Origin of the sequence: Janthinobacterium sp. SUN033 (genome assembly GCF_030397595.1) — a bacterium.
GTDB classification, from domain to species: Bacteria; Pseudomonadota; Gammaproteobacteria; order Burkholderiales; family Burkholderiaceae_D; genus Janthinobacterium; species Janthinobacterium kumbetense.
This window is the reverse complement of sequence record NZ_JAPQNV010000003.1, coordinates 373,922-396,759: the sequence shown is the minus strand read 5'-3', so window position 1 is coordinate 396,759 and position 22,838 is coordinate 373,922. Positions and strand designations below refer to the sequence as shown.

Genomic DNA, 22,838 nt, shown 5'->3' with positions numbered 1-22,838 from the left:
GGATGGCGCGAGGGACGGGCCTGTAGGCCGTCGCTGGCGCCATGCGATATTGCCGAGGCGAACACTACTCGTGGTAGCGATCCATCAGCTTGTGGTGACTGCCGCGCATTTCTTCGATCAGTTCAAAGGCGACGAAGCCGATGATGGCGGCGAAGATGGCGATGAAGAGAAAAACGACGAAGGTTAACATGGTCTTTCAGCCGCCGTTGGACGGCTGTCCGCTGGGTTGCTCAATGTGCCAGAGCAGCGCTCCAACACGTAGTTGATGCAATTAAACTCTAGCAGATCGGCAGCGCTTTACAAGGCTGCCGAGTTGTAATTCCTGCTAGTATTTGTCCCAGCGCACTTTTTGCGCATTTTCTCTATTTCACCACCAGATCATGGGCCATCACGGCCTTCAGATATACACTGATGGGGGCGCCTGGTGCGCGCTGCGAGAACCCGTCCATCCTTGCGCTGGCCTTGCGCAGTTCCCTGCTCGAGCACCTTTATTTCACCACCAGGTCATGCGCCATCACGGCTTTCAGATAAACACTGATCGGGTCGCCTGGTTCGCGCTGGGAGAACCACCACGCGCTGGCCTTGCGCAGTTCCCATTCCTGCTCTTCTCCCGTCAATAGCAGGGCGGCGGCCTGGCCCAGGGTGGGCTGGTGGCCGACGATGAGCACGGTTTCCTTGCCGCCGGGCCAGTTGGCCGCCTTCAGGATATCCTCCGCCTCGGCGCCGGGCGCCAGTTCCGGCATCAGCTTGAACTTGCGCCCCAGCGCTTCCGCCGTTTGCAGGGTGCGCAGGGCGGGGCTGACGAGGATACGGCAATTTTCCGGTAGTTGCGAGGCCAGCCATTCCCCCATGCGGCGCGCCTGTTTCTGGCCTTTGACGGTCAGGGCGCGTTCGAGGTCGGGGACGCCCGGCTCGGCTTCTGCGTGTCGCCACAAGATGAGATCCATGCTGTGCTCCTCTGTGTAGAATTGCCTATTCGCCGACCTCCGCGCCCGGCGTGCCCAGTGAGTGCATCAAATACTGCTGGGCACTGAACGGCGTTTGCTTGCCGCGCGGCTTGCGGCGCGCGTAATGGCCCGTCGGCTCCAGTTCCCATGCATTGGTATTATCCTTCAAATACGGATTCAGGCCCTCGGCGATCACGCGTCGCTTCAGCGCCCGGTCCAGCACGGGGAAGGCCACTTCCACCCTGCGGAACAGGTTGCGGCTCATCCAGTCGGCGCTGGCCAGGTAGACATCGTGCGCCAGGTCGTTGCGGAAGTAGTAAATGCGGCTGTGTTCGAGGAAACGGCCGATCACGGAGCGCACCTTGATGTTTTCCGACAGGCCAGGCACGCCCGGCTTCAGGGTGCAGGCGCCGCGCACGATCAGGTCGATCTTCACGCCATCGGTCGAGGCCGCATACAGGGCGCGGATCACGGATTCATCCACCAGCGCGTTGACTTTCACGATGATGCGCCCGCGCCGGCCCGAACGGGCGATCTTCGCCTCGTTGCGGATGGCCTTGATGATCTCGCTTTGCAGGCCGAACGGGGCCAGCCACAAATGGTTCAGGTTGTGCGGCTTGGTCAGGCTGGTCAGGTGGATGAAGACTTCATTGACTTCCACGGCCAGGTCCTGGTTGGCCGTCAGCAAGCCGAAGTCCGTGTACAGCTTGGTTGTCGTGGGATGGTAGTTGCCGGTACCCAAGTGGGCGTAGAAGCGCAGGGAGCCTTCTTCGCGGCGGATGACGAGTGCCACCTTGGCATGGGTTTTCAGTCCCACGACGCCGTACACGACTTGCGCGCCGGCTTGCTCGAGCTTGTCGGCCCAGTTGATATTGGCTTCTTCGTCGAAACGCGCCATCAATTCCACGATGACGGTCACTTCCTTGCCCATCTTCGCCGCCGTAATGAGCGACTCCATCAGGTCCGAGTTCATGCCCGTGCGGTAAATCGTCTGCTTGATGGCGACGACGGACGGATCGTAGGCGGCGCTGCGGATGAAGTCGATGACCGTCTGGAACGACTGGTAGGGGTGGTGCAGCAGGATGTCGTGCTTGGTCAGGGCGGCAAAGATGTCGTTGCCGATGGCTTTATGCGCCAGACCGGGGAAAAACGGCGGAAAGCGCAGCTCGGGCTGCTTGACGTGGTCGATCATTTCCGACAGGCGCACCAGGTTCACGGGGCCGTTGACGCGGTACAAACGGCTTTGATCCAGATTAAACTGGTCGAGCAGGAACTGCGACAATTCTGGCGGGCAATTGCGCGCCACTTCCAGGCGCACGGAGGTGCCGAACTGGCGACCCACCAGCTCGCCCTTCAGTGCCTGGCGCAAATTCTTGACTTCATCCTCGTCGACCCACAGGTCGCTGTCGCGCGTGACCCGGAATTGCGAATAGGCAATCACTTCGCGTCCGGCGAACAAGTCCGAGATATGTGCATGGATGACGGAGGATAATAAACAGAAGGATACGCCGTCGCCTGAAATCTCGTCCGGCAGCTTGATGACGCGTGGCAAGACACGGGGCGCCTTGACGATGGCGATCGCCGTGCCGCGGCCGAACGCATCCTTGCCGCTCAGCGAGACGATGAAATTGAGACTCTTGTTGACGACCTGCGGGAACGGGTGGGCCGGGTCGAGGCCGATCGGCGTCAGCAGGGGACGCACTTCGCGGTCGAAATATTCCTTCACCCACGCGCGCTGCGCCTCGTTGCGGTCGCTGTCGCGCAGCAGATGCACGCCCGCTTCGCGCAGGGCCGGCAAGACGTCGTTATTTAATATCTCGTACTGGCGTTCCACCAGCGCATGGCACTCCTTGCCGATGCGCTCCAGGTTGGCCGCCAGGGCAGGGTGGCCGGCCAGCGAACCGCCGATGCTGCCGGCCGCCAGCAGGCTGGCCACGCGCACCTCGAAGAACTCATCCATATTACTGCTGACGATGCACAGGTAGCGCAGGCGCTCGAGCAGCGGAATGTTCGGGTCTTCCGCCTGGGCCATCACGCGCCGGTTGAAAGTCAGTTGCGACAGCTCGCGGTCAAGCAGGATGCCCGATTTGGTCACTTCCGTGTGCAGTTCAGGTTTCATATTCTTTTGTCTTTGCAGATAGTTAATTCTAGCCGTATTTCATCATGTATGACGCGCTGTGAGTGTAATCATGAAATATGACGTAAGCGTGACATAAGCTGTCATAAAGCGTCGCCCGCCCTGTCATTTTTCATGCCGAAAAGGGGTATTCTCGGGGCGTAGGCAATTATTTCAGGATTTTTTACCCATGTCATAAAGCTGTCATATTCGCTTGCTAGACTGCGCAGCATTCAACCGGGACTTTGAGCCCTAACAACCCTGAGGACTTGATATGCAAATGAAGCAAATGTTCAAATTTATCGTCGTGGGTGCTTCGGCAGCGATGGCATTTTCTTCCGCTTCCGTCATGGCGGCAGATATGACAGGTGCTGGCGCAACCTTCCCGTACCCTATCTACGCCAAATGGGCTGAGACGTACAAAGCCAACACCGGCAACGGCCTGAACTACCAGTCCGTCGGTTCCGGCGCCGGCATCAAGCAAATCAAGGCCAAGACTGTTGAATTCGGCGCCTCGGACATGCCTTTGAAGGCAGAAGAGCTGGAAGAAGCGGGCCTGATGCAGTTCCCGGCCATCATGGGCGGCGTGGTCACCATCGTCAACCTGGACGGCGTGACCCCAGGCCAGCTGAAAATGACGGGTAAAGTCGTTGGCGACATCTACCTGGGCAAGATCACCAAGTGGAGCGCTCCTGAAATCGCCGCGCTGAACAGTGGCGTCAAGCTGCCGGACACGGAAATCACCGTGGTACACCGCGCCGACGGTTCGGGCACGTCCTTCCTGTTCACCGACTTCCTGTCGAAAACCAACCCGGAATTCAAATCGAAAATCGGTGCTGGCTCGGCTGTGAAATGGGCCGTGGGCGTGGGCGGCAAGGGTAACGAAGGCGTCGCCGCCAACGTGCAGCGTATCAAGGGTTCGATCGGCTACGTCGAGTGGGCTTACGCCAAGAAAAACAAGATGTCGCACACCCAGCTGCAAAACAAGGATGGCAACTACCTGCAACCTGACGACGAAAACTTCAAGGCAGCAGCCGCTTCCGCACCTTGGACGCAAACCCCAGGCTTCGGCGTGGTTCTGACCGACCAAGCTGGCAAGAACAGCTGGCCGATCACCGGCGTGTCGTTCATCCTGATGCACAAAGTCCAGGCTGATGCAGCCAAGGCCAAGGAAGTCCTGAAATTCTTCGACTGGGCCTACAAAAACGGCGGCCCAGCTGCCGTCGAACTGGACTACGTGCCAATGCCGGCATCGGTCGTGAAACTGGTGCAAGAGTCGTGGAAAGCCAACCTGAAAGACGCATCGGGCAAGTCGATCTACTGATCCGATAGTCTGCATGCCTGACTAAGTACCCATCCTTGCCCCCGCCAGCAGCACGGCAGCGGGGCAGGGAGTTAGCCAGGACCGCCCGCAAGCCCTTGCAGACGGTCCTGGCTAAAAGAGTAACTAAAAGAATAAAAGCAACGACGCCTGACAAAACCGTAGCGAGCGGAAGGGAGTTGCGGTCGAGAAGCGCAACTGTACGAAGGTACAGTGAGCATCGCAGGCCGTAAATCCCGACGCGCAGTAGGTTTTGACAGGCGTATTAAAACAGCAATACCGGCAGTACCACCCACATCTGGCACAATATGAGCGCACAATCTACCTCCTCCACGATCCCCATGCCAGGCGGCACCATGACCGATTCCATCAGTCACGCGCAAATGCTTTCCACCATGCGCAAGCAGCGCATCCAGGATTTTCTGTTCCACAAGGTGACGATGCTGTTCGCCCTGTCGGTGCTGATCGTCCTGGTCGGCATCATCATTTCGCTGATCATGGAATCGATACCGGCCTTCCAGACCTTCGGCCTGCATTTCATCGTGTCCGCGGAATGGGATCCTGTCAATGACCAGTACGGCGCCCTGATCCCCATCATCGGCACCCTGGTGACGTCCGTCATCGCCTTGCTGATCGCCTTTCCCGTCAGCTTCGGCATCGCCCTGTTCCTCACGGAAATTTGCCCGGCCTGGCTGCGTCGCCCGCTGGGCACGGCTGTCGAGCTGCTGGCCGGCGTGCCATCGATCATCTACGGCATCTGGGGCCTGTTCGTCTTCGCGCCCCTGTTCGCCGACCACGTCCAGCCTTTGCTGAAAGCCACCCTGGGCAACGTCCCCGTCATCGGCCAGCTGTTCAGCGGCCCCATGATGGGCATCGGCTTGCTGACGGCCGGCCTGGTGCTGGCCATCATGATCATCCCCTTCATCGCTTCCGTGATGCGCGACGTGTTCGAGATCGTGCCTGCCGTGCTGAAGGAATCCGCATACGGCCTGGGCTGCACGCGCTGGGAAGTGGTGCGCAAGATTGTCTTGCCTTACACCAAGACCGGCGTCGTCGGCGGCGTCATGCTGGGCCTGGGCCGCGCGCTGGGCGAGACCATGGCCGTCACCTTCGTCATCGGTAACGCGAACAAGCTGTCGTGGTCGTTGTTTGCCGCCGGTAACAGCATCACCTCGCTGCTGGCGAACGAATTCGGCGAAGCGCAATCGGCGCTGCACGTGTCCTCGCTGTTCTCGCTGGCACTGATCCTGTTTGTCATCACCTTTATCGTCTTATCCGCCGCCAAGCTGATGCTGGCTGGCATGTCCCGCAAGGAAGGCACGAAATGAGCCAAGTAAGCACTCTCGACGTTCCGGCCAAGCCGGCCATGAACCCCGTCTACCGCAAGCGCCTGCTGATGCACCGCGTCGGCATCGCCCTGTCGGTGGCCGCCATGGCCCTGGGCCTGGCCGTGCTCGTGTGGATCCTGTTCACGCTGGTGATCAAGGGTTTCGGCGCCTTGTCCGTCGACCTGTTCACGCAAACGACGCCTGCTCCCGGCAGCGAAGGCGGCGGTCTGATCAATGCCATCGTCGGCAGCGCCCTGATGGTGGGCCTGGCCACCGTCGTCAGCACCCCGATCGGCATCCTGGCCGGCATCTACCTGGCCGAATACGGCGAAGAAAACAAGCTGGCGCAAGTGACGCGCTTTGTCACGGACATCATGCTGTCGGCGCCATCGATCGTCATCGGCCTGTTCGTGTATGCGCTGTACGTGGCCCACGTGAAACACTTCTCCGGCTACGCGGGCGCCATCGCCCTGTCGCTGATCGCCGTGCCGGTGGTGGTGCGCACGACGGACAATATGCTGCGTCTGGTACCGAACAGCCTGCTGGAAGCCGCGTTTGCCCTGGGCGCGCCGCGCTGGAAGGTCGCCACCCTGGTGCGCTTGCGCGCCGTCAAGGCGGGCGTCATCACCGGCGTACTGCTGGCATTGGCCCGCATCGCCGGCGAAACGGCACCGCTGCTGTTCACGGCCCTGAATAACCAGTTCCAAAGCTTCAACATGAATGCGCCGATGGCCAACTTGCCGTCCGTCATCGCATCGTTTGCGATGAGCCCGTACGACAACTGGCGCTCGCTGGCCTGGGGCGGCGCACTGCTGATCACCTTCAGCGTGCTGGCCTTGAATATCCTGTCGCGCACCGTGTTCAGCCAAAAAGTCCCTAATTAAACAGATACCGAGCGAAGCGAACCCATATGAATACGCAAATGAATCCAGCACAAGACCTGGCACCAAAGAAAAAAACCATCGAAATTTCGGGCCTGAACTTTTTTTACGGCAAAACGCAAAGCTTGCATAACGTCAACCTGGACATCCACGAAAAGAAGGTTACCGCTTTCATCGGCCCGTCCGGTTGCGGTAAATCAACCCTGCTGCGCACCCTGAACCGCATGTACGACTTGTACCCGGGTCAGCGCGCGGAAGGCTCGATCCTGTACCGCGGCCGCAACGTGCTCGACGCCGACCAGGACGTCAACATGCTGCGCGCCAAGGTCGGCATGGTGTTCCAGAAGCCGACGCCGTTCCCCATGTCCGTGTACGACAACATCGCCTTCGGCGTGCGCCTGTATGAAGACTTGTCGAAGGGCGAGATGGACGAGCGCGTCGAGTGGGCCCTGAAAAAGGCCGCGCTGTGGGGCGAAGTCAAGGATAAGCTGAGCAAGAGCGGCCTGTCGCTGTCGGGCGGCCAGCAGCAGCGTTTGTGCATCGCGCGCGGCGTGGCCGTCAAGCCGGACGTCTTGCTGCTCGACGAGCCGACCTCGGCGCTGGACCCGATCTCGACCTCGAAAGTGGAAGAGCTGATCAGCGAATTGAAACAGGATTACACGATCGCCATCGTGACGCACAATATGCAGCAGGCGGCGCGCTGCTCCGACTACACGGCCTATATGTATCTGGGCGAGCTGGTGGAATTCGGCGAAACGGACCAGATCTTCATGAATCCGGCCCGCAAGGAAACGCAGGATTACATCACGGGCCGCTTCGGCTGATCCGCCCCGCGCATACACAACAACTGAATACGGAGAGACAGCATGATAGGCGAACATTCATCCAAGCAATACGACAACGAACTCGAAGCGATCCGCTCGAAAGTGCTCCTGATGGGCGGCATCGTTGAAACCCAGTTCCTCGACGCGATGACGTGCTTCCGCATCGGCAATCCGGAACGCGCCGACCGCGTGATGCGCGAAGACGACGTCGTCAACCAGCTGGAAGTGTCGCTGGACGACGCCTGCAGCCATCTGATCGTGCGCCGCCAGCCGGCCGCCAACGACTTGCGCACCATCATGGCCACCATCAAGGTGATTACCGACCTCGAGCGCGTAGGCGACGAGGCGACGAAAATCGCCCGCGTGGCGAAGAATCTGCACAAGCGCGGCAATGGCGTCGTCAACCACTACGAGATGGTGCGCGGCATTGCCAACACGGCCACCGACATGCTGCACGATGCGCTGGACGCATTCGCGCGCAACGATGGCAAGCAGGCCTTACAATTAATTGCACAAGATGCCATCATCGACCATGAGTTTCGGTCTATCATGCGCAACTTGATAACCTTTATGATGGAAGACCCGCGCACGATTTCGGCGGCGCTCGATACCCTGTGGGTGGCCAAGGCCATCGAACGGATCGGCGACCATGCGAAAAACATCGCCGAATACGTGATTTACGTGGTTGAAGGCAAGGACATCCGCCACACCAAGGTGGCTGCTCCCGCCATTTCCGAGGAGCTCCCTGAGTAAGCTTTATGGCATCTGATAAAACCACGGTATTGATTGTTGAAGATGAGCCGGCCATCGTTGAACTGGTGACCTATTCGCTGCGCGAATCCGGCTGGAATTGCTGTTCTGTACAAAACGTCGCCGATGCCTGGGAATTCATCCAGCACCGCACGCCGCACCTGATCCTGCTGGACTGGATGCTGCCGGACCAGACGGGCTTGCGATTGCTGTCGCGCATCCGCGCCGACCGCAATTTCGCCGCCATCCCCGTCATCATGCTCACCGCCAAGAGCATGGAAGAAGACAAGCTGGCCGGCTTGAACAGCGGGGCCGACGATTACGTCACCAAGCCGTTCTCGCCGCGCGAGCTGCTGGCCCGCGCCAAGGCCTTGCTGCGACGCAAGAGTCCGGAACACGCGCAGGCGCCCATGCGCGCCGGCAACGTGGCCCTGGACCCCGTCAGCTGCACCGTGATGATGGATGAACAGAAGATCGATATCGGCCACGCCGAATACAAGCTGCTGAAATTCCTGCTGGCCCATCCGGAACGCGTGTTTTCGCGCAGCCAGCTGCTCGACAAGGTGTGGGGCGACCATGTGGTGATCGAAGAGCGCACGGTCGATGTCCACGTATTGCGCTTGCGCAAAGCCTTGAAAGAGGCGGAAAGCCTGATCAAGACGGTGCGCAGCGTCGGCTACATGTTGTCTGAAAAGTAAAGTTTGACTCTATGAATCCGAAATTGCTGTTCTGGGTACCGGCCGCCCTGCGCATGGTGCTGGCGCTGCTGGGCGTGGCCGTTGTCTGGTATCTGTTTGGCGCCACGTATGCGCTGGGCATCGCCTTCGTGCTGATGGCCATGATGGTGTTCGTGCAGCTGTCGTATCTGTTCCAGCTGAGTAACTGGCTGGACAATCCGCAAAGCGCCAAGCTGCCCGACGGCTGGGGCGCCTGGACCAGCATTTTCGCGCGCCTGTACCGCATGCGCCGCGACGACGAGAAAAACCAGGCCGAGCTGACGGAATGGCTGGCGCGTTTCCGCCAGGCCATGCACCTGCTGCCCGACGGCGTCGTCATCATGGATGACGTGCTGTTCCTCGAATGGTGCAATCCTGCCGCCGAGAAGCATCTGGGTCTCACGCACGAGCGCGACAAGGGCATGCGCGTGACGAACCTGATCCGCAGCCCCGAGTTCATGGATTACATCATCCTGGGCCGCTATGACCAGCCGCTGACGATCACCTTCCGCAACCGCAAGCTGATCGTGCAGATCATTCCATTTGAAAACCGCCGCCAGATTCTCGTCACGCACGATGTGACGGAGACGGAACGCATCGAAATGATGCGCCGCGACTTCATCGCCAACGCCTCGCACGAGCTGCGCACGCCGCTGACGGTCATCGTGGGCTTCCTGGAAATCGCCTCCGCCGAGCTGGACCTGGACGCCGCCACGCGCGCCGCCCACCTCAAGCTGATGACGGAGCAGGGCCACCGCATGCAGCATCTGATCGAGGACATGCTGACCCTGTCGCGCCTGGAATCGGTCGACTATCCGCTGCGCCCCGAGCCCGTGGACGTCAAAAAGCTCATGCAGCAAGTCTTGCGCGACGCCAAGGGTTTGTCTGCCGGCAAGCACGAAGTGACCATGGAGTGCAACGGTCCTGACGTGCTGGGCAGCTACGACGAGCTGTATAGCGCGTTCGGCAACCTGGCGTCGAACGCCGTGCGCTACACGCCGGCCGGCGGCACCATCACGCTGCGCTGGCAGGATGGCCCGGCCGGTCCGCAATTCATCGCGCAAGATACGGGCATCGGCATCAGCCAGGAACATATTTCGCGCCTGACGGAACGTTTCTACCGCGTCGACAAGAGCCGTTCGCGCGAAACCCAGGGCACGGGCCTGGGCCTGGCCATCGTCAAGCACGTGCTGCTGCGCCATGGCGGGACCTTGGCCATCCAGTCCGTGGCCGACAAGGGCAGCAGTTTTATTGTCAGCATGCCAAAATCGGTCGTCACGCCGCTGCAGGGCGAGCTGCTGGTCAAGTAGGCCGGGGGGCATGGCCTCCCCCATGTTTCCTGCGCGACTAGTGCAAGGTTGGCATAAGTCGTTACAATCAGGCCATGACTTTAATCAACGCCTCTTTTCGCCACGCCGGCGCGCAGCAACTGGCCCAGTCGCTGCAGGCCGCGCGCCAGGATACGCTTTCCCTGTTCGACTGTTATGTTACTGCCGGCCTGGACGTGGTGGCCGGCATGCCGCGCCACTCGCGGCTCACGCCGCCCTTGTGGCAACTCGCGCAGATCGCCTGGTTTGCCGAGTGGTTCATCCTGCGCGAAGCCGCTACCAGCCACCCGGCCGACGCCATTTATAACTCCCTGCTGACGCGTGGCGACGACTTGTTCGACGCCAACATGGTGGAGCACCGCGCGCGCTGGAAGCTGGAACTGCCCAGTCCGGGCGCCGTGAAGACGTATTGCCGCGAAGTACTCGACCGGGTGCTGGACAAACTCTCGCGCGAAGCCAATGTCGACAGCGCCCTGGCGCCGTACCGGCTGGCTCTGGCGCATGAAGACTTGTGCGGCGAAGAAATGCTGGCAGGTTTGCAATGGCTGGGCCTGGAAGCACCGGAGTCCCTGTCGGCCAGCCCGGCCTTGCCGCCGGGCGCGGGCGAGATCGCGTTTCCTGGGGGCACCATCGAACTGGGCTCGCCGCGCGGGACCGGTTTTACCTTCGACAATGAATCGCCGCCCTACAGTTGCTACGTGGCGCCGTTTTCCATCGATGCCTGCGCCGTATCCAACGCCCAGTATGCCGATTTTGTCGCGGACGGCGGCTACCAGAACCGCCAGTTCTGGAGCGCTGCCGGCAGCGCCTGGCTGATGCAGCAGGAGCGCTCGTCGCCCCTGTACTGGCTGCGCGAAGCGACACAGTGGCGCACCATGCGTTTCGGCCAGCGCACGACCTTGCCGCCGAACGAAGCCGTGCGCCACATCAACCTGTTTGAAGCGCAGGCGTACTGCGCCTGGGCGGGGCGCCGCCTGGCGACCGAGGCGGAATGGGAGTATGCTGCGCTGTCCGGCCATCCGCGCTTTCACTGGGGCCAGGTGTGGGAGTGGACGGCGACGCCGTTCGAGCCGTATCCGGGCTTTGCGGTGGATGCCTGGCGCGAGTATTCCGCGCCGTATTTCATGCAGCACCAGGTGCTGCGCGGCGCCGCCTTCGCCACGCCGCCGCGCCTGCATTCGGCCCGCATGCGCGCCTTCCACGCGCCCGAGCGGGGCGACGTCTTTGCCGGCCTGCGCACCTGCGCCTGGTAAGCACGCAAAGAGTAGTAACCATTTCAGGAATACTTTTGAGTACAGATAACGCCCCGCAGTTCATTCCCAAACGCATCACGCCCACGCCGGAACAGGTCGCCATCCAGACGGCGCAAAAGAAAGTGGTGCTGATCGACGCCAATGCCGGCGCGGCCAAGACGACGACCCTGGCCCTGCGCCTGGCCGAGGCGCTGCACCGGGGCCGCGCGCCCGAACGCATGCTGGCCCTAGTATTCACCGAGGCGGCGCGCGTGGCCCTGCGCCAGCGCCTGCTGGAAGTGGGCGTGCCGCTGGGCGTCGTCAAGCGGCTGACCGTCGACACTTTCGACGCCTTTGCCGCCAGGGTGCTGTTGCAGCTGGAAAACATGCAGGTGGCAGCCATGCGCAGCGATGAAGAGTTGCGCCCGGTTGCCTGGGAAGCACTGGAAGTCGTGTCGGAAAAGTATGCTCACCGTTATCCGCTGGAAATCAATACGACCAACGGGGCGATTGCCGAGTTTTTGAAACTGCAATTGCGCACCAAGGCGCGCCTGGATTTTCAGAATCCCGACTTCGAGAGCAATTCCCTGGACGACAATCTGGAGCTGCTGGGCATGTCGCGCACGCACTATCTGTGGCTGCGCGAATACGAAGGCTTGCGCGGCGCCGACACGGGCGACATCCAGTTCCGCGCGCCGTTCGACGCCACCTACGACCTCGTGCGCATGCTCGACGGCGACGAGCCGCTGCGCCAGCAATTGCCCGCCTTCCAGATCATCGTCGCCGATGAATTGCACGATTTGAACGAAGCGTCGTTCCGGCTGCTGACCATGCTGATACGCCGCGGCAACGCGTTTTTCTGCGGCGCCGGCGACAAGGACCAGGTCATCTACACGTGGTCGGGCGCCGACCACCGCTTCTTGCGCCAGCGCTTTGAGCAAGAGTTTCCCGCTTTGCAGCGCTTGCCGCTGACGGCCTCCTACCGCTATGGCCCGCAGCTGGCGCACGCCGTGGGTGTGCTGAAAAACAAGGCCAGCGTCTCGGCCCTGTCGCGCGCCACCCACATCGAGCTGCTCGAGTACGACCATGCGCAGCCGCAAGCGTGCAGCGCCCAGCTGATCGCCGCGCTCGAACACGCGCATGCGGGCACGACGGCCATCTTGCTGCGCGACCGCGACCAGGCGATCCGCGTGGAAACGGCGCTATTCCAGAGCGGCATCGCGTATGGCCTGGTGGACATGAATAGCTATCTGCTGAGCCTAGAGGTGCTGATGCTGCGCGGCATGGTCGCCATCGCCCGCAAGGATTTGCACGCGATCAAGAGCGGCCCGCGCCGCGGCGAAATCCTCGAAGCCCTCGTAGCCTTCGCGGAAATCCCGTTTACGCGCACGGAATTGCAGCAAGCCAAGGCCGACGTGGCCAACTATCCCGACTTGCTGGAAGGTTTCTTGACGAACCAGCTGGCCAAGTCGCAGAACCAGGACAAGGCGGCGCTGACCCTGGCCGCCGTCGATTACCTGCGCGCGCTGCCTCCCGACGCCCTGGCGGGCGACGCCCTGCAGCACATCTTTGACTTGATGCAGTTGGAACAGACGGCGCGCCGCATCTATGTCGATCCGGCGCAGGCCAGAGTGGTGGCCCGTTCCCTGCACGGCTTCATTGCCGTGTGCCGCGAAGCGGGCGTGGCGCTGGGCGGCTTTGCCGGCTGGCTGGGCGAGATGGAAGAAGCCGTGACGGTTTCGACCGGCAAGGCCAAACTCGTCATCGCCTGCATCGACCAGATCAAGGGCCTCGAATACCACCACGTGATTTTGCCTTACCTGGCCGTCGACGAATTTCCGCGCAGCAAGACCGACCCGCTGGAAGAGGAAAACCGTTTCTATGTGGCCGCCACCCGCGCGCGCGACAGGCTCACCTTGCTGACGCCGCAAGACCCTGCTTACCAGAGCCGCTACATCGCCGCCCTGCAGCTCAAACAGAAGATTGTTGCGCCCAAGTCATAGATCTTTTGCTGAATGTCTACTTTTTGCGAAGGCGGAAACGGCGCATACTTTGTCGGACTGATCACAATCGATCTGAACTTACAAAGGAGGAACGACGCCTAACAAAACCGTAGCGAGCGGCGATGATTTGTGGCTAAGAAGCGCAACCGTGCTAGAGCACGGTGAGCATCGCAGGCCGCAAAGCGCGACGCGCAGTAGGTTTTGTTTGGCGTCCACGGCATGAAAGTGTTTTTGACAGGCGCAGCAGGTTTCATCGGTAGTTCCATCGCGGCGGGCCTCGTGCGCGCCGGCCATCAGGTCACGGGCCTCGTGCGCAAACCGGAACAGGTGGCCGAACTGGCCAAGATCGGCGTGTTGGGCGTGCAGGGCGAGTTGAATGACCGCGCATTGCTCATCGAGCAGGCGAGGGCGGCGGACGCCGTCATCAACGCGGCCAGCAGCGACCACCGGGGCGCCGTCGAGGCGATCCTCGACGCTCTGACTGGCAGCAACAAGCCTTTCCTCCATACCAGCGGTTCGTCCATCGTGGGCGACGCCTCGGGCGGCGAGGGCACGCAGCAGATCTATTATGAAGACAAGTTGCCGGCGCCCACGGCCGACAAGGCGGCCCGCGTCGCCATCGACGACCTGGTGCTGGCCAGCGCAGGCAAGGGCGTGCGCGCCAGTGTGCTGTGCAACACCCTGATCTACGGCCATGGCGCCTTGCCGCGCGACAGCGTGCAACTGCCCCGTCTGCTCAAGCAGGCACGCAAGAGCGGCATCGTGCGCCACGTGGGACCGGGCCGCAACATCTGGTCGAACGTGCATATCGACGACGTCGTCAGCCTGTATTTGCTGGCCCTGGAAAAGTCGCCTGCCGGCACGTTTTACTTTGTCGAATCGGGCGAAGCGGCCTTCCGCGACATGACGGCCGCCATCGCCAAGGCACTGGACCTGGGGCCCGCGCAGGATTGGCCGCTGCCCGAGGCGATAGCCGAATGGGGCTACGAGATGGCTTCCTACGGCCTCGGTTCCAACAGCCGCGTGCGCGGCGAGCGGGCGCGCAAGCTGCTGGGCTGGCAGCCGCAGGGACCGTCCGTGCTGGCATGGATAGCCAATGACATGCTGCACCCGCCGCATGCCATCGGCGTTTGATGCAGCTCAGCAAAACCTCATCAGTGTGCGCTAGCGAACGGTGCTTTGTGGCGATCGGGAGTATGATGGCTTTGCTTGGTTGAGACGCACTGCCGTGAAGTTGGCGGCATGTTCGATCTTCCAGCAGGTCAGCCGGTCGCCTCAAGGATCGGCACCAGATTTCCGTCGCCGGCGCGCGTGCGCCGTGCGGCGGTGCACTGCAACTCCAGGTCGCGGTGTGGACTGCGAACCCCTTCAAGGCCGGCTCTAGCCGGTCTTTTTTTTGCCCGTTGTTTCCGTCGCTGCGCCATTCACCGCTGTCTTTCCGCCATTCGCCGAAGCGGTGTTTTCCCCCGTCCGAAATCCGCGTATCTTTACGATCAACCAACTTCAAGGGGTGACCGTGAAACCTGAACCAGCTTATTGCCGCCGTACCCAGCTGCTGTGGGGCGTGCTGCTGATCGCCACCGGCGCCATCATCCTGCTGGACCGGCTCGATATGATCTATCTCCACGATTACTATTCACTATGGCATTATTGGCCGGTGATACTGGTCGTTTTCGGCTTGAACAAGCTGCTCACGCCAGTGTCCGCCAAGCAGGTATTGAGCGGTCTGTGGCTGATCTTCTTCGCCGCCTGGTGGTATGTATCGTATGAAGAACTGTGGAACTTGAGTTTTTATAACAGCTGGCCCGCCTTGCTGATCGCCTGGGGCGTGGGCCTTGTGCTGGAGCCGCTGTTGAACAAACATTTTATTGCCTACCGGGAGTCCGAGCATGAAAAATAAACCGCCGCTGCACTCGCCATCGCAGATCGTGCTGGGCGTCATCGTCATCGGCCTGGGACTGTTGTTCCTGCTCGATAACCTCGGTTTCATCGATGTGCGCTACACCTTCCGTTTCTGGCCCACGGCGCTGATCGTGTTTGGCCTGCTGAAACTGTCGCAAAGCCGCAGCGCGAACGGTTATTTATTGGGCGGCATGCTGGTGCTGCTGGGCGTGGCCTGGACCCTCAAGCACATGGGCATCTTCTACATGAACTGGGACTTGCTGTGGCCCCTGCTGATCATCGGTCTGGGCGTGGCCGTGGTGTCGAAGTCCCTGCCCGGCGCGCAGCAGCGCCAGCGCCGCCGGCGCTTTGCCGCGCAGCAGGATGGAAGCGCTGCGCCCGACTCGTTCGGCCAGGCCAGGAATGGCGCCGTGTCGCTGGACAAGAATGCCGCCGATGCCACTGCGGCGCCCGGCGCCGGCGGGCAGGCGGACGATGACAGCATCATCGAAGTGACGGCCATCCTCGGCGGCTACGTGCGGCGCGTGTCGTCGCAGCGCTTCAAGGGCGGCGATATCAATGTCATCATGGCCGGCTGCGAAATCGACTTGCGCCAGGCGTCGATCGAAGGCGAAGCCGTGCTCAACGTATTTGCTCTGTGCGGCGGCGTCACCATCAAGATTCCGCCCGACTGGAGCGTCGTGCTGCAGGGCACGCCCATCCTCGGCGGCTTCGAAGAAAAGACCATCGTGCCGCCGAACCAGAACAAGCGCCTGTATGTGACGGGCTACGCCATCATGGGCGGCCTGGAAATCCGCAACTAGGCGCGCATGTCGGGGCCCTTGTCGAAGCGGCGCAGCGCCGTGGTGGTGTTCCTGGTCTGCATCGCGCTGGGTCTGGCCCTGGCCTTTATTCTGGCCAGGGTGGCGCACGCGCCCTGGCTCAATGCCGTCGTGCTGGTGGTGCCTGCCACGCTCGTGTATGCGATCGGCTCGGGGTTTTCCGCGTTTTACCTGTGCCGCGCCTACCCCTTGCATGCCCGCCATCCGCTCGCCATCGCCGGCGTGGTGGGCGTGGCGGCCCTGTTCGCGGGCTTGTTGTGGGCCACCCTGCTGCAATTTCTGAATAGCGTCAGCCTGTTGCTGGAGCTGCGCTGGCTGGGCGTGAACCTGACGCAATCGCTGCTGGCCCTGTTCTTCGGCCTGGGCGTGCTGCTGTATTGCCTCGCTGCCGCAGTGCATTATCTGTTGCTGGAATTCGTGCGCGCCAGGATGGCCGAGCAGCGGGGGCTGGAAGCGCAGCTGACGGCGCAGGAAGCGCAATTGCGCATGCTGCGCACGCAAATCGATCCGCATTTCCTGTTCAACAGCTTGAACTCCATCAGCGCCTTGACGTCTATCGATGTGGCGGGCGCGCGCCAGATGACGGTGCAACTGGCCAGTTTCTTTCGCCAGAGCCTGAGCCTGGAAGCGCACAAGCACATCACCGTGGAACAGGAACTGGTGCTGATCCGCCATTTTCTTGCCATCGAGCACGTACGTTTTGGCGAACGCCTGCAAGTGGCGGAAAGCATCGACACTGCCGCGCTGGCGTGTCTGCTGCCGCCCATGCTGATACAGCCGCTGGTGGAAAATGCCGTCAAGCATGGTATCTGCGGCTTGACGGAGGGCGGCCTGATCGCCATCGAGGCCCGGCGCGCAGGCAGCCTGCTGCAGATCACCGTGCGCAATCCGGTTGATGCAGATCAAGGGCCTGCCCGCGGCAATGGCGTGGGCCTGGAAAATGTGCGCCAGCGCCTGGCCGGCGCGTATGGCCACGAAGCCAGCGTGCACTGGGGCCGGCGCGACGGCCAGTTCGAAGTGATGATTTCCATGCCGGCGCAGACCGGCGACACGGAGGAAGCATGATGCAGGCAAGAATGCGGGTCGCCATCGTTGACGATGAGCTGCTGGCGCGCAGCGTGTTGCGCGAATATCTGGCGCGCCACGACGATATCGACATCGTGGCCGAGTGCGCCAACGGCTTCGAGGCCGTCAAGGCCATCGCGGAGCTGGAACCGGAACTGGTGTTTCTCGACATCCAGATGCCACGCCTGGACGGTTTTGAAGTGGCGGAACTGATCGGCGCAAAGACGCGCTTGATCTTTGTCACGGCCTATGACCAGTACGCCTTGAAGGCCTTCGAATGCCATGCGCTGGATTACCTGCTCAAACCGTTCAGCGAACAGCGCTTCGACCAGGCGCTTGCCCATGCGCGCGCCAGCCGCAGCACGCCCGAGACGGTGCTGACGGTGGCGCGCGAAGCGGCCACGCGCGCAGCGCCACTGGACCGCGTGCTGATACGCGACGGCGCCAAGGTCCACGTCATCGCCAGCGCGTGCATCGATTACATCGAGGCGCAAGATGACTACATCAGCATCCGCTCCGAGGGCAAGTCCTACCTGAAAAGCCAGACCTTGGCGGAGCTGGAAACCCAGCTCGACCCCGCCAAGTTCCTGCGCGTGCACCGGTCATACCTGCTCAATATCGACGGCATCCGCCGCATCGAGGCGGCAACGAAAGACAGCCACGTGGCCATCCTGCGCGACGATACGAGGATACCCGTGAGCAAGGCGGGGTATCAGAAGCTGAGGTTACTGGTGGGCTAGCATGTTCTGTGGCGGAGATACTTAATCATTTAAGCATGATATCATCTGGAGGTGATTGTGAACGCGCCGAGGACATGGCCGGTCTCGTTTCACGATGATTTCGACGCGGAATTCGATGCTTTGCCGATAGATGTCCAGGATGAATTACTGGCGAGTGCCGATGCGCTGTCGAAGCTGGGCCCGGCTGCCGGACGGCCTCATGTCGGTACGTTGAAGAACCCTGAACACCCGAACATGAAAGAGCTGCGTTTCAAGGCCAACAACGGGGCAGAGGTGTGGCGCGCGGTCTTTGCTTTCGATACAAGGCGAGAGGCGGTCATTCTGGTTGCGGCAGCCAAGCAAGGTGTCGATGAGGCCAGGTTTTACAGGGATTTGTTATCCAAGGCCAATGCACGCTACGAGCAACACCTCAAAAAACTGGATGCTGCGAAAGCAAGGCAGGACAAAGGCAGCAGGTGATTTTAGGAACAGGAGTTTGCCATGGGAAGAAATCTGAACGACATCATCCACAGTTTGCCGGCCGAGCGGCAGGCAAAAATTGCGGCTTTGTCCCAGGAAAAGATGCAAGAAATGATAGCGCACGCCGCCACGCTGACGGATTTCCGCAAGGCCGTGGGCAAGACCCAGGCGGAGGTTGCCAGGGAACTCGGGATTCAACAGCATGCCGTTTCGCAACTGGAAAAGCGTAGCGATACCTATGTATCGACCTTGCGCCGGTTTCTGCAATCGCTGGGCATGACATTGGAACTGTCGGTCGTTGCGCAAAACGGCGTTCGTATCGAACTGCAGAATTTTCTGCGCAGCCAGGAAGTTGATGCCGATGTCGATGACAGCGGACTTCCTGCGTCTGCGATCCCTCCAGGAAAACGGAAAGCCGGCGTGTCGCGCAAGCGGGCTGGCAATACCTGAAGAGATTATTCACCGGCCAGTTGCACATCCCACCACGTGGGCAAGAGCTGGCGGATTTCCGGGCGGGAAAAACGGTCGTCGATCAGGTAGACGACGCCCTTGTCCGATTGCGTGCGGATGACCCTGCCTGCCGCCTGCACCACCTTTTGCATGCCCGGATACAGATACGTGTAGTCGTAGCCGGCGCCGAAGATGTCGCCCATGCGCCGTCGGATCTGTTCGTTGACGGGATTGATCTGCGGCAAACCCAGGGTGGCGATGAAGGCGCCGATCAGGCGCGCGCCGGGCAAGTCGATGCCTTCTCCAAACGCGCCGCCGAGCACGGCAAAGCCGATGCCGCGCGTGTCCAGGCCGAAACGGCCCAGGAATTGTGCGCGGGCAGCGTCGTCCATGCGGCGCGGCTGTTGCCAGAGAGGCACGTCCGGGTAATGCTGGGCGAACAAGTGGGCCGTCTTTTCCATGTAGTCGAAGCTGCTGAAGAAGGCCAGGTAATTGCCCGGCGTTTCCGCGTATTGCTTCGCCATCAGCTGGGCGATGGGCAGCAGCGAGGCGGCGCGGTGCTGGTAGCGCGTGGAAATGCTGTCGGCCACGCGCACGGACAATTGCTCCGCCTGGAAAGGCGATTCCACGTCGACCCAGGCCGTGTTTTCCGGCATGCCGAGGGTGTCGCTGTAGTAATTCCACGGACTCAGGGTGGCGGAAAACAGGGCCGTGCTGTGGCTGGCCGCGAAGCGTTCCTTGAGGAATGGGGCGGGCACGATGTTGCGGATGCACACGGTGGTCCCCGTGTCCGTCTTGCTGACGTCGAACAGCGAATGCTCGCCAAAACTCTCTGCCAGGCGGTTGATCAGCAGCACGTCGAAATAAAAGCGCTGCAAGTCCTCGTCCAGCGCCGCCGCGTGTTCTGCCATGTAGTCGCCGATGGCCGTGGCCACCCCTTGCAGGGCGCCAAAGAATTTGTCGGGCAACGCCGCATGCACGTGGTAATCGGCATCTTGTTCTTTCAACAAGGCCGTCCACTGGCGCGAGAGGCGGTCCAGCGGCTTTTTCAAGCCCTCCGGTGCGAACTTGCGCAGCATTTTCAGGTCGATCTGCGCCAGTTCGGCCGAATACATGCTGCGCGCGCGCGACACCATATTGTGCGCTTCGTCGACCAGCACATTGACTTTCCAGTCGTGGGCCAGGGTCATGCTGTACAGCATCGCGCTGAGGTCGAAGTAATAATTGTAGTCGCCGATGACGACGTCGCTCCAGCGGGCCAGCTCCATGCCCAGGTAATACGGGCAAATACCTTGCTGCAAGGCGATGGCGCGCACGGCTTCCTTGTCCAGGATCAAACCGCTGGCGAGCGCCACCTCGCGCGCCAGCGGCAAGCGGTCGTAAAAACCCTTGGCCAGCGGACACGACTGGCCATGACAGGCTTTGTCAGGATGTTCGCAGGCGCTGCTCTTTGCGCTCAGTTCCAGCACGCGCAGGGGCAGCAGGGGCGCGTTATCCTTGAGGATGGCGCAGGCGTCGAGCGCCATCTGGCGTCCCGGCACCTTGGCGGCGAGGAAAAACAGTTTATCCAGGCCATGCGCGGCCGTCGCCTTGAGCATGGGAAACAGGCTGCCCACCGTCTTGCCGATGCCCGTCGGCGCCTGCGCCAGCAAGCCGCAGCCACGGCTGCTGGCCTTGTACATGGCTTCGGCCAGCTGGCGCTGCCCCGGGCGGAAGTCGGCATGGGGAAACGCCATGCTGGTCAGCTGTGCATCGCGGCTGGCGCGGTGCGCCAGTTCCTGCTCGGCCCAGTCGAGGAAGAGGGCGCAATGCTGTTCGAAGAAAAGGCGCAACGCCTCGGCCGTGCACTCTTCGTGCATGAGCGTTTCCTTCTGGCTGGCGATGTCGAAATACACGAGCGCCACGCGCAGCATGGGCAGGTTCAGCTGCTGGCACAGCAAATGGCCATAGATGCGCGCCTGCGCCCAGTGCAACTGGCGGTGGTTGGCGGGCATCGTGTCCAGTTCGCCCCGGTAAGTCTTGATTTCTTCCAGCTGGCGCCGCGCCGGGTCGTAGCCGTCGGCGCGGCCCCGCACGTGCAGGGGGCCGAAGTCGCCGGACAGGCTGATTTCGCGCTGGTAATCGTCGTCGCGCCGGCCAGTGACTGTGGCGTGCCCGGCCATGCCTTCCTGCGCCGTGGGAGACGGGGTGAAGCGCAAGTCCAGGTCGCCTGCCTTGGCCGTGAATTCGCACAGGGCGCGTACGGCGATCGTGTACTTCCTGACGCTCATGCGGCCGCCTCCCACTGCAGGTAGCACACGCTGACGGGCATGGCGTGTTCGGCGCAATACGCGATCCAGCGCAGCTGGTTGTCTTGCAGGCGGTCGCCCGGACCCTTGACTTCGATCATGCGGTAGCGCCGTTCGGCCGGCCAGAACTGGATTAAATCGGGAAAGCCGCTGCGGTTGCTTTTGATGTCGAGCAAGATACGCTCGAACGCCTTCTTCAGGTGGATGGCCGGGATGCAGGTCAGTGCCAGGTCCAGCAAGCCGTCGTCCAGCACGTCCCAGCTGACGAAGGGCGAGACGATACCGTGCTTGGCGGCAAGCGTGGCGCGGATGGCGGCGTGGTAGCTGCCGTCGTCCAGTTGCTCCAGGCAGGCGGCAAAGTCCAGGCTGCGGCGCTGGTAAAAATCGGCGCTGTGCAAGTCGGCCGGGCCACGGTGAAATGGGTGGAAGAAGGCGCCCGGCATGGCCTTGAAGATGGCGGGCCAGCAAAGCAGGCCGAACAGCGAGTTGATCAGGGTGTTTTCCACGTAGTACACGGGCGCGCCGTCCTGCATCAGGTGTTGCTGCACCACTCCTTCCACGTAGCACGCCTGTTCAGGGCAGGGCAGCCGCAGGTCGATGCGCTCCACGGCTGCTGCTGCGTTGGCCGCCTGCTTCGCATGGCCCAGCTTGCGCCGCAAACGGGGGGCCATGCGCAGCAGCAATTGCTGTTCCGCTTCGCTTTCCGGCGCGGCCAGGGCGATCAGCAGGCGTTCGTAGGCCGCTTGCGGCTGTTCATCTTTTTCCAGGACGCGGATGGCGCGGCCACGCGCGCCCGGATAGCGGCAATCGGCATAGGCGCGGTAGGCGGCCGGCCAGTCCTGGCATTTCTCCAGGTGCTGGGCGATCTGGAAGCGCAGCTTGTCGCGGCGGCTGGCCAGCCAGGTATTGTCCTCGGGTAATGGCAGCGCAGCCAGTTCCTGCAGCACCTCGGCGGCTGGCGCGCTGTCGTTGTAGCGTTCGCGGCACTGGTGCAGCACTTCATAGTGCTCGATATCCTGGCGCGTGCGAAAACCGCGCGAAGCGGGCGAGAATTCCACTTTTTCATACTGGTACACGCCCAGGTCGGACAGCACGAATTCCGACCAGTCCTGGTGATAGTTGCCAAAGTAAATCAGGCGCAAACGGTCGCACAGGGCTTGCAGGCCGAGGCGGTACAGCACGTCGCCGGAAGCGGGGTGCCAGGCGGAAAACGGCTTCTCATTCACATGCTGTTCGCGCAAGGTGTCCAATTGTTCCGCCTTGCGCGCCGCCTTCAGGGGCGCGGCGAGGTCGAAGGCCTGGGCGATTTCCGCTTTCAGCAGCAGCTCGAACAGCTCGTCTAGAGAAATGGCGGGATCGGCCACCACCCAGCCGGTGGCCAGCAAGGGCAGGGCGGCCGCGCGCGTGTCGCCGATTTCCGGGTAATTGAGCTTGCTTGCGCGAAACAAGCAACCCTTGCGCATGACGAGGCGCACGAACAGGGCGCGCGACGGCTGCGGCAGTGCGCCGAATGCGGCGATGAACTGCGTTTCCTCAACACTCAGCAGATCGGCGTAACGCGCGCTGATCCAGCTCAGCACGTCCTGGAAATTATCCAGATAGTACAGGGGATTTTCCAGGACTCTCAACATGGGTGCAATAGGGCAAGGTGATCGGTTTTACTGTGT

At 61.7% G+C, this 22,838-nt stretch carries 21 protein-coding genes; 16 read left to right on the top strand and 5 right to left on the bottom strand.

Annotation, left to right across the window (positions count from 1 at the left end; translation table 11 throughout):
- Window positions 1–64: 64 nt before the first annotated feature.
- From OX460_RS14825 to ppk1, 3 genes are all read right to left on the bottom strand, one after another.
- Window positions 65–190, bottom strand: coding sequence for a hypothetical protein (locus OX460_RS14825; protein WP_257218666.1), 126 nt, complete (start codon window positions 188–190; stop codon window positions 65–67).
- Between the two features lie 298 nt (window positions 191–488).
- Window positions 489–947 carry a phosphohistidine phosphatase SixA gene (gene sixA / locus OX460_RS14820; RefSeq protein WP_070254143.1) on the bottom strand — a complete coding sequence of 153 codons (459 nt, stop codon included), beginning with the start codon at window positions 945–947 and terminating at the stop codon, window positions 489–491.
- A 25-nt stretch (window positions 948–972) separates the two neighbouring features.
- Window positions 973–3,066 (bottom strand): polyphosphate kinase 1, encoded by a 2,094-nt coding sequence (gene ppk1 / locus OX460_RS14815; RefSeq protein WP_099664711.1) that lies wholly within the window; start codon window positions 3,064–3,066, stop codon window positions 973–975.
- A gap of 271 nt (window positions 3,067–3,337) precedes the next feature.
- Between ppk1 and pstS the strand changes: the two genes are divergently transcribed.
- The 16 genes from pstS to OX460_RS14735 all read left to right on the top strand — a co-directional run bounded on the left by pstS (window position 3,338) and on the right by OX460_RS14735 (window position 18,883).
- A complete protein-coding gene (gene pstS / locus OX460_RS14810; RefSeq protein ID WP_289899114.1) occupies window positions 3,338–4,387 on the top strand; it encodes a phosphate ABC transporter substrate-binding protein PstS in 1,050 nt (349 codons plus the stop codon).
- 353 nt (window positions 4,388–4,740) lie between these two features.
- Window positions 4,741–5,712: a phosphate ABC transporter permease subunit PstC gene (gene pstC / locus OX460_RS14805; RefSeq protein ID WP_099664709.1), complete on the top strand. Its 972-nt coding sequence runs from the start codon at window positions 4,741–4,743 to the stop codon at window positions 5,710–5,712.
- Window positions 5,709–6,596 (top strand): phosphate ABC transporter permease PstA, encoded by an 888-nt coding sequence (pstA, locus tag OX460_RS14800; RefSeq protein WP_077402151.1) that lies wholly within the window; start codon window positions 5,709–5,711, stop codon window positions 6,594–6,596. Before pstC ends, pstA begins: the two co-directional genes overlap by 4 nt.
- 26 nt (window positions 6,597–6,622) lie before the next feature.
- The gene (gene pstB, locus OX460_RS14795) at window positions 6,623–7,417 is read left to right on the top strand and encodes a phosphate ABC transporter ATP-binding protein PstB (RefSeq protein ID WP_029496304.1); all 795 of its coding nucleotides are present in this window, start codon (window positions 6,623–6,625) and stop codon (window positions 7,415–7,417) included.
- A gap of 42 nt (window positions 7,418–7,459) precedes the next feature.
- Window positions 7,460–8,170, top strand: a complete 711-nt coding sequence (gene phoU / locus OX460_RS14790; protein ID WP_034778131.1) for a phosphate signaling complex protein PhoU — start codon at window positions 7,460–7,462, stop codon at window positions 8,168–8,170.
- Between the two features lie 5 nt (window positions 8,171–8,175).
- On the top strand, window positions 8,176–8,865 hold the full coding sequence (locus OX460_RS14785) for a response regulator (protein WP_034755074.1): 690 nt from the start codon (window positions 8,176–8,178) through the stop codon (window positions 8,863–8,865).
- An 11-nt stretch (window positions 8,866–8,876) separates the two neighbouring features.
- Entirely contained in the window at window positions 8,877–10,193 is a 1,317-nt protein-coding gene (gene phoR, locus OX460_RS14780; RefSeq protein ID WP_289899113.1) for a phosphate regulon sensor histidine kinase PhoR, read from the top strand.
- Window positions 10,194–10,267: 74 nt separating this feature from the next.
- Entirely contained in the window at window positions 10,268–11,464 is a 1,197-nt protein-coding gene (gene senA, locus OX460_RS14775) for a selenoneine synthase SenA (RefSeq protein ID WP_289899112.1), read from the top strand.
- Between the two features lie 35 nt (window positions 11,465–11,499).
- Complete coding sequence (locus tag OX460_RS14770) at window positions 11,500–13,446, top strand: ATP-dependent helicase (RefSeq protein ID WP_289899111.1); 1,947 nt, start codon at window positions 11,500–11,502, stop codon at window positions 13,444–13,446.
- A gap of 219 nt (window positions 13,447–13,665) precedes the next feature.
- The gene (locus OX460_RS14765; RefSeq protein WP_289899110.1) at window positions 13,666–14,580 is read left to right on the top strand and encodes an NAD-dependent epimerase/dehydratase family protein; all 915 of its coding nucleotides are present in this window, start codon (window positions 13,666–13,668) and stop codon (window positions 14,578–14,580) included.
- 382 nt (window positions 14,581–14,962) lie between these two features.
- Entirely contained in the window at window positions 14,963–15,346 is a 384-nt protein-coding gene (locus OX460_RS14760; protein ID WP_099668154.1) for a DUF5668 domain-containing protein, read from the top strand.
- A complete protein-coding gene (locus OX460_RS14755) occupies window positions 15,336–16,151 on the top strand; it encodes a DUF5668 domain-containing protein (protein ID WP_289899109.1) in 816 nt (271 codons plus the stop codon). The genes OX460_RS14760 and OX460_RS14755 overlap by 11 nt, the downstream gene beginning before the upstream one ends.
- Window positions 16,152–16,157: 6 nt before the next feature.
- A complete protein-coding gene (locus OX460_RS14750; RefSeq protein WP_289899108.1) occupies window positions 16,158–17,234 on the top strand; it encodes a histidine kinase in 1,077 nt (358 codons plus the stop codon).
- Between the two features lie 11 nt (window positions 17,235–17,245).
- On the top strand, window positions 17,246–17,974 hold the full coding sequence (locus tag OX460_RS14745; protein WP_289899361.1) for a response regulator: 729 nt from the start codon (window positions 17,246–17,248) through the stop codon (window positions 17,972–17,974).
- A 57-nt stretch (window positions 17,975–18,031) separates the two neighbouring features.
- Complete coding sequence (locus OX460_RS14740) at window positions 18,032–18,433, top strand: type II toxin-antitoxin system RelE/ParE family toxin (protein WP_251351795.1); 402 nt, start codon at window positions 18,032–18,034, stop codon at window positions 18,431–18,433.
- Window positions 18,434–18,454: 21 nt separating this feature from the next.
- Entirely contained in the window at window positions 18,455–18,883 is a 429-nt protein-coding gene (locus OX460_RS14735; RefSeq protein ID WP_289899107.1) for an XRE family transcriptional regulator, read from the top strand.
- A 5-nt stretch (window positions 18,884–18,888) separates the two neighbouring features.
- Here the strand turns inward: OX460_RS14735 and OX460_RS14730 are convergent, their stop codons facing one another.
- Window positions 18,889–21,153 (bottom strand): ATP-dependent DNA helicase, encoded by a 2,265-nt coding sequence (locus OX460_RS14730; protein WP_289899106.1) that lies wholly within the window; start codon window positions 21,151–21,153, stop codon window positions 18,889–18,891.
- Entirely contained in the window at window positions 21,150–22,802 is a 1,653-nt protein-coding gene (locus OX460_RS14725; RefSeq protein ID WP_289899105.1) for a VRR-NUC domain-containing protein, read from the bottom strand. Before OX460_RS14725 ends, OX460_RS14730 begins: the two co-directional genes overlap by 4 nt.
- Between the last annotated feature and the right edge of the window lie 36 nt (window positions 22,803–22,838).

Excerpts from the sequence above, each read along its gene's own strand:
- OX460_RS14825 (WP_257218666.1), bottom strand. The coding sequence starts at position 190 with ATGTTAACCTTCGTCGTTTTTCTCTTCATCGCCATCTTCGCCGCCATC.
- sixA (WP_070254143.1), bottom strand. The coding sequence starts at position 947 with ATGGATCTCATCTTGTGGCGACACGCAGAAGCCGAGCCGGGCGTCCCC.
- ppk1 (WP_099664711.1), bottom strand. The coding sequence starts at position 3,066 with ATGAAACCTGAACTGCACACGGAAGTGACCAAATCGGGCATCCTGCTT.
- pstS (WP_289899114.1), top strand. The coding sequence starts at position 3,338 with ATGCAAATGAAGCAAATGTTCAAATTTATCGTCGTGGGTGCTTCGGCA.
- pstC (WP_099664709.1), top strand. The coding sequence starts at position 4,741 with ATGACCGATTCCATCAGTCACGCGCAAATGCTTTCCACCATGCGCAAG.
- pstA (WP_077402151.1), top strand. The coding sequence starts at position 5,709 with ATGAGCCAAGTAAGCACTCTCGACGTTCCGGCCAAGCCGGCCATGAAC.
- pstB (WP_029496304.1), top strand. The coding sequence starts at position 6,623 with ATGAATACGCAAATGAATCCAGCACAAGACCTGGCACCAAAGAAAAAA.
- phoU (WP_034778131.1), top strand. The coding sequence starts at position 7,460 with ATGATAGGCGAACATTCATCCAAGCAATACGACAACGAACTCGAAGCG.
- OX460_RS14785 (WP_034755074.1), top strand. The coding sequence starts at position 8,176 with ATGGCATCTGATAAAACCACGGTATTGATTGTTGAAGATGAGCCGGCC.
- phoR (WP_289899113.1), top strand. The coding sequence starts at position 8,877 with ATGAATCCGAAATTGCTGTTCTGGGTACCGGCCGCCCTGCGCATGGTG.
- senA (WP_289899112.1), top strand. The coding sequence starts at position 10,268 with ATGACTTTAATCAACGCCTCTTTTCGCCACGCCGGCGCGCAGCAACTG.
- OX460_RS14765 (WP_289899110.1), top strand. The coding sequence starts at position 13,666 with ATGAAAGTGTTTTTGACAGGCGCAGCAGGTTTCATCGGTAGTTCCATC.
- OX460_RS14755 (WP_289899109.1), top strand. The coding sequence starts at position 15,336 with ATGAAAAATAAACCGCCGCTGCACTCGCCATCGCAGATCGTGCTGGGC.
- OX460_RS14750 (WP_289899108.1), top strand. The coding sequence starts at position 16,158 with ATGTCGGGGCCCTTGTCGAAGCGGCGCAGCGCCGTGGTGGTGTTCCTG.
- OX460_RS14745 (WP_289899361.1), top strand. The coding sequence starts at position 17,246 with ATGCGGGTCGCCATCGTTGACGATGAGCTGCTGGCGCGCAGCGTGTTG.
- OX460_RS14735 (WP_289899107.1), top strand. The coding sequence starts at position 18,455 with ATGGGAAGAAATCTGAACGACATCATCCACAGTTTGCCGGCCGAGCGG.
- OX460_RS14730 (WP_289899106.1), bottom strand. The coding sequence starts at position 21,153 with ATGAGCGTCAGGAAGTACACGATCGCCGTACGCGCCCTGTGCGAATTC.
- OX460_RS14725 (WP_289899105.1), bottom strand. The coding sequence starts at position 22,802 with ATGTTGAGAGTCCTGGAAAATCCCCTGTACTATCTGGATAATTTCCAG.